Here is a 5,368-nt window from a genome sequence, read left to right as displayed (position 1 = left end):
GTCGACTTCGTGCGCCAGCACGACACGGGCAAGGTGTTGGAAGTGGTATGACCAGGGCCGGTGCGGCTTGACCTCACACCAGCGCCGCCGCCAGCAGTTTCGCCTGCGGCGTCAGCGCTTCGAAGCCGCGGGCGCAGAGATTGAGCTGGCGCGTGGCCCAGTCATCGGTGAGCCGCAGGCCGCGCAGCGTGCGGGCGGCGCGGCGCGCGGCACTTTCGGGCACGATGGCGATGCCTTGCGAGAGCCGTGCCGGCAAAGCCGGATGCCGAGGCGACGGATATGCTGTTGCATGACTGAAGGAACCGACGTGCCCAAGGTCCATCCATGCTAAGCGCCGGGGCCGTCGGCTTCATCGGTGCCGTTTTCGTGGCCGCCGGCCTTGTCAAGGGCGTCGTCGGCATGGGGTTGCCGACCGTGGCGATGGGCCTGCTGGCGGTAACCATGCCGCCGGCGCAGGCTGCCGCTCTGCTGTTGATCCCGTCGCTGGTCACCAATCTCTGGCAGTTGTTCACCGGTCCGTCCTTCGGCGGCTTGTGCAAACGCCTGTGGACGATGATGGCCGGCGTCATCATCGGCACCGTGACCGGCGCCGGCCTGCTGACCGGCGCGCACACGATGATGGCCTCGGCCGGGCTTGGCGCCGCGCTGGTGCTCTATGCGCTTGCCGGTCTGGCCAAGGCCGGCTTCACCACGCCGGCGCGCCACGAAGCCTGGATATCGCCGCTGGTCGGTGTGGCGACCGGATTGGTCACCGGTGCCACCGGCGTCTTCGTCATTCCGGCGGTGCCTTACCTGCAATCGCTGCGGCTGGAGAGAGAGGACCTCATCCAGGCGCTCGGCCTGTCCTTCACCGTATCGACCGTGGCCCTTGGCTTCGGACTATTCACGACCGGCGCACTGGTATCGCCGACGGCGCAACTGGCGGGGTCGGTCCTGGCCCTGGCGCCGGCGCTGGCCGGCATGTTCATCGGCCAGGCGCTGCGCCAGAGGATGAGCGTCGGGACCTTTCGCACGATGTTTTTCGCCGGCTTGCTGGTGCTGGGTGCCTATCTCGCGCTGGAGGCTGTGCTGCGGGGCTAAAAAGGGCCGAGCCGCAAACGGTCTTGCGAATGTTTCGGCCAGGCCCAGCACGCGGCAGGATCAGGCCGTGGGCTTGCGTGCCTGCATGATGCTCAGCCATACCGCCGAGACCAGAAAATAGAAGGCGCCGAACGCGGCATAGGGCGCGACATCGGTGATGCCCGGTGTCGCGGCGCCGATTGCCTGTTTGATGAAGAAGCCGCCGGCAAGGGCCGACTGCGCACCGCTCAGCATCATCGCCCATTGCGCGCCTGCCCGCCAACGGCGCACGCCGGTCGCAAGCTGGAACAGGCCGGAGAGAATGGCCCACGCCCCGAACACCGCCAGGACCGCGTGCGGGCCTTGTCCAAGGGCGATGAAGACCGCAATGGCCGTCATCGTGCTGACCGCCGCGTTGAGCGCCTGGCTGGGATTGGCCCTCAGGCCGCCGCTGCGCCGCGCGTCCAGACTATTGGCGATCGCGTCCCAAGCAGGGTAGGCGACCAGCAGTACCGCCGCGACCGGCGGCGCGCTTTTGCCAAGGGTAAAGGCGGCCACTACCCAGGCGACCGAAAAGCCGGCCCGCAGGAAATAATATGACTTGAGCCATTGCGATGCGGCGTCGGGCGTCTGGAGTGTTTGAGTGCTCATTGGAACGTCCTGTCTTGTTGGTTGGAATGACCCGAGGGCGGCGAGTTGACCCGCTTGATCGACTGGGGATCATGCCCTCAGGTTGGATGATTGGAACAGCTCATGCTCGCGGCTTTGCTTGCGGGAATGGCTTTAATCCAGGGCAAAAACAGCGCATAATCAGCACGAAATGCGCTATCGTCGTAAGGAATGTAGGGGAACCGGCTGACCGCATCCATGATGGAATCGCCTGAAAATTTGACCATTCTTCCGGATGGAGCATCCCACGTTACCGGCGATCTGCTGTCGCATGTGCTGGCGCAGATCAGGCTTACCGGGGACCAGGTTTTTTCGCGCACGCTGGCAAAGGCGGAGCAAGTCGATCTCGACGAAGGGCAAGCCCATATCGTCGTGGTGACAGCCGGCGCGCTGCGCATGGAGAGCGAGGATCAGGTTCCTGTCGTCATCGAGGCCGGCGACCTCGTGCTCCTGCCTCGCGGTCCCGGTGGGTTGCGGCTGGTGGCGTCGCACCCGCAGGTGGCGATCGTCGCCTGCCGCTTCTGGTTCGATCCGGACAGCCTTCGCGGGATGATCTTTGCCTTGCCGCGATACATCCGTATCGGGCGTGCCCAGGGAGCAGGGTGGATCGATGGAATGCTGCCCTTCCTGATGATCGAAACCAGTGACGCCCAGCCCGGCGCGGCCTTGATGATTTCCCGCATCATCGATCTCATGGTCATCCGCACCTTGCGCAGTTGGGTCCATGAAGGACACGCCACGGGCTGGCTCGGCGGGCTTTCGGATGCCCGCATCGCCCGTTCCCTGAAAGCCATCCACGAAAGGCCGCTGCAGCGGTGGAGCATCAATGAACTGGCCGACAAGGCCGGCATGTCGCGTTCGAGCTTCTGCGAGCGCTTCGCCGCGCTCGTCGGGCGCTCGCCGCTGCGCTACCAGAATGAATGGCGCCTGGGCCTGGCCCGGGACCTGCTGGCCAGGCGAGACGCGCGCGTCGGCGAGATCGGCTTGCGCATCGGCTACGAGTCCGAGGCCGCCTTCAGCCGCGCCTACAAACAGCTTTTCGGGCATCCGCCCCGGGTTGAATATACCCTGGCGAATGAACCCGCCAAGCAGTCCTGACCGACGGCGCCATTTTGAAAATATCGAGTTGCGGCCGCTACCGCACCACGAGCACCGGGATCTCGGTGTAGGACAGCACTTCCGCCGTCTGGCTGCCCAGAAGCAGCCTGCCCAGCCCGCGGCGGCCATGCGAGGCCATGACGATCAGGTCGCAACCTTGCGCCTTGGACAGGTCCAGGATCGCTTCGGCGGGTCGGTTGTCCTCGACATGGACCAGCTTGGCGGACACGCCGGCGGCGTCGGCCGATGCCTTGCACTTGTCGAGCACTTCCTTGCCGTAGCGGCGCGCTTCTTCCTGGTAGACGGCCAGCTCATCGCCGGCGGCATAGCCGGCCATGGCGCCGCCCCAGGCGAAGATCGGGAATTGTTCCGAAACGGTGATGAAGGTGACGGCGGCGCCGATGCCCTTGGCCAGCGTGAGGCCATGGGCAACGCCCTTGTCGGCCAGTTCCGAGCCGTCGGTGGCGATGAGCAGATGTTTGTACATGATGATCCGACCTGTGATGCCTGATGACTATCCAACAGAGATAGTTATGCCCCCGCGCTCATTCATTGAGCCAATGCGGCGGGGATCAGGGCCAGAGATGTGGCCCAATATCGGTGCTTGTTGTCGGGAGCGGCCGACCGTTGGCCTCGGTGCCGCCCCTCAGCGCCAACCTATCGAGAAGAGGCATGGCACAATTTCGCCGGCCCGATTCCCCTTTGCGAAACCGTCCTCTAAGGTGCCGCCGACATCGAAGGGTATCCCATGAGCAATGCGTTTCCGCAGATCCATCTGGTCCGGCATGGCGAGACGGCATGGAGCCTTTCGGGGCAGCATACCGGGCGCACCGACATGCCGCTGACGCCGGCCGGCGAGGCGGCCGCGCGCAGCGTCGCGGAGCGGCTCAAAGGCTTGTCGTTTTCCGCGGTTTGGTCGAGCCCTTCGCAACGCGCCTACAACACCAGCGTGCTTGCCGGCTTTGGCGCGACAAGCGTCAAGGTGGATGATCTGCAGGAGTGGGATTACGGCGCCTATGAAGGGCGTACGACGAAAGAGATCCTGGCCGAGCGGCCGGGCTGGAACGTGTTTCGCGATGGCTGCCCGCAAGGCGAGATGGCGGCCGATGTCGGCGCCCGTGCCGACAGGATCATCGAGCGCCTGCGCAGGGCCAACGCCGACATACTGATCTTTTCCAGCGCGCATTTCCTGCGCGTGCTCGCCGCCCGCTGGCTCGGCCTGCCGCCGGAAGGCGGCGCGCTGTTCGTGCTCGACACGGCCAGCATCAGCGTGCTCGGGTACGAGCATGACCTCGGAGAGCCGGTCGTGCGCAAGTGGAACCTGAAATAGGGGCTGGCAGACTTGGCGCCGACGTCAATTGCTTCGTCATCCTGGAGCGAAGCAGCCGCGAAGCGGCATCGCGGAGACTCTGGTATGACGAACGCAGGAAACCTACCTCTCGAACTTCCTGATTGCCTCGGCGGTGACGGGCTGGAAGAAATTCACCAGATTGCCGTCGGGGTCGCGGAACAGCAGCGAGCGGTTGCCCCAGGGCATCGTGGTGGGCTGCTGCACGGTCGTGTTCTTGATGAAGTCCGACAGCCGGGCGAATTCGGCATCGACGTCGCCGACGCGGAATTCGAGGATGGCCCTGTGGTTGTCGGCGGGACGGGCGATGTCGCCGCCGAACAGCATTAAAGTGCGCGTGCTGCCGATCGCCAGCGTGCAGGCCGGCGTCGCCAGTTCGGCGAAGTCTTCCGTGTATACCGTCACCGGCATGCCGGTGATCTCACCGTAGAAACGCACGAGGCGCTGGACATCTGACGTGATGATGCGGACAGAGACGAAATTCATCGCATTGGCTCCTTGATCTTGAAGCCGCGACCGGCTCCCGACCGATCCATAGACCAGGTCTCCTGCCAGCTTTCTGTCAGGAGATGGGTTGCGATGGCCGCGCTTGCGCCTCGGACCAGACCGGCGGCAGGCCGAAGGCTGCGAACAAATCGGGCCCGAGCGGGCCGACATAGACCGTCAGCGCGGCGATCTGGCCGTCGGCCGGCTCGATGACGTGCAGCGATTGCGCACGCCATTCCGGTTCGTCAAGCCGCCGCGCATAGATCGCCACGGCGGGCTGGCCATTGGCCCTTGTCGCCACCGCGCGGTAGCCGGCGAAATTGTTCCACACGGTGTCGAAGAAACCGTGGATCGCCTGGCGGCCCTGGTACCAGCCGTGCCAGGGCGGCATGTGGTAGGTGGCATCCTCGCGCAGGAGTTCGACGAAACCGTCGAGATTGGCGGCATCCCAGGTCCTGATATAGCGTTCGAGCAGCAGGTCCTCGTCGGCGCTCGGCCGCGCGCGCTGCAGTGGCCGCCCCTTGGGAAGGCGTTCGCCGAGTGTGGCGCGCGCCCGCTGCAGGGCGCTGTTGATCGACGCCGTAGAGCCGCCCAGCAATTGCGCCGTTTCCAGCGCCGACCAGCCGAGCACGTCGCAAAGCAGGAGCGCGGCGCGCTGCCTGGGTGGCAGAAGCTGGATCGCCGCGATGAAGGCAAGCCGGACGGCCT

The 5,368-nt window shown here is 65.3% G+C and carries 9 protein-coding genes; 3 read left to right on the top strand and 6 right to left on the bottom strand.

Annotated elements, in window-relative coordinates; genetic code table 11:
• Positions 1-73: 73 nt before the first annotated feature.
• Positions 74-256: a hypothetical protein gene (locus O7A61_RS30800; RefSeq protein WP_337132964.1), complete on the bottom strand. Its 183-nt coding sequence runs from the start codon at positions 254-256 to the stop codon at positions 74-76.
• Between the two features lie 68 nt (positions 257-324).
• On the opposite strand from O7A61_RS30800, the gene O7A61_RS30795 reads away from it, so the two are divergent.
• Positions 325-1,080 carry a sulfite exporter TauE/SafE family protein gene (locus O7A61_RS30795; protein WP_337132963.1) on the top strand — a complete coding sequence of 252 codons (756 nt, stop codon included), beginning with the start codon at positions 325-327 and terminating at the stop codon, positions 1,078-1,080.
• Positions 1,081-1,140: 60 nt separating this feature from the next.
• On the opposite strand, the gene O7A61_RS30790 is transcribed toward O7A61_RS30795, so the two are convergent.
• Both O7A61_RS30790 and O7A61_RS30785 read right to left on the bottom strand, forming a co-directional pair.
• Entirely contained in the window at positions 1,141-1,710 is a 570-nt protein-coding gene (locus tag O7A61_RS30790; RefSeq protein WP_337132962.1) for a DUF308 domain-containing protein, read from the bottom strand.
• Positions 1,711-1,787: 77 nt separating this feature from the next.
• The gene (locus O7A61_RS30785; RefSeq protein ID WP_337108267.1) at positions 1,788-1,928 is read right to left on the bottom strand and encodes a hypothetical protein; all 141 of its coding nucleotides are present in this window, start codon (positions 1,926-1,928) and stop codon (positions 1,788-1,790) included.
• Here O7A61_RS30785 and O7A61_RS30780 point away from each other — a divergent pair.
• Positions 1,927-2,826 carry an AraC family transcriptional regulator gene (locus tag O7A61_RS30780; protein WP_337132961.1) on the top strand — a complete coding sequence of 300 codons (900 nt, stop codon included), beginning with the start codon at positions 1,927-1,929 and terminating at the stop codon, positions 2,824-2,826. The two genes, O7A61_RS30785 and O7A61_RS30780, sit on opposite strands and share 2 nt — an antisense overlap.
• A 37-nt stretch (positions 2,827-2,863) precedes the next feature.
• Here the strand turns inward: O7A61_RS30780 and O7A61_RS30775 are convergent, their stop codons facing one another.
• Positions 2,864-3,313, bottom strand: coding sequence for a universal stress protein (locus O7A61_RS30775; RefSeq protein WP_337132960.1), 450 nt, complete (start codon positions 3,311-3,313; stop codon positions 2,864-2,866).
• 261 nt (positions 3,314-3,574) lie between these two features.
• Between O7A61_RS30775 and O7A61_RS30770 the strand changes: the two genes are divergently transcribed.
• Entirely contained in the window at positions 3,575-4,156 is a 582-nt protein-coding gene (locus O7A61_RS30770; protein WP_337132959.1) for a histidine phosphatase family protein, read from the top strand.
• A 102-nt stretch (positions 4,157-4,258) separates the two neighbouring features.
• Here O7A61_RS30770 and O7A61_RS30765 read toward each other — a convergent pair whose 3' ends face one another.
• Complete coding sequence (locus tag O7A61_RS30765; RefSeq protein ID WP_337132958.1) at positions 4,259-4,660, bottom strand: VOC family protein; 402 nt, start codon at positions 4,658-4,660, stop codon at positions 4,259-4,261.
• A 76-nt stretch (positions 4,661-4,736) separates the two neighbouring features.
• Positions 4,737-5,368: sigma factor-like helix-turn-helix DNA-binding protein (locus O7A61_RS30760; RefSeq protein WP_337132957.1), on the bottom strand; the 632-nt coding region annotated here is incomplete at its 5' end.

Source organism: Mesorhizobium sp. Cs1321R2N1 (assembly GCF_037179725.1).
Classification (GTDB): domain Bacteria; phylum Pseudomonadota; class Alphaproteobacteria; order Rhizobiales; family Rhizobiaceae; genus Mesorhizobium; species Mesorhizobium salmacidum.
Note: the sequence above shows the minus strand (reverse complement) of the source record. Positions and strands in the feature narration are given on the sequence as shown.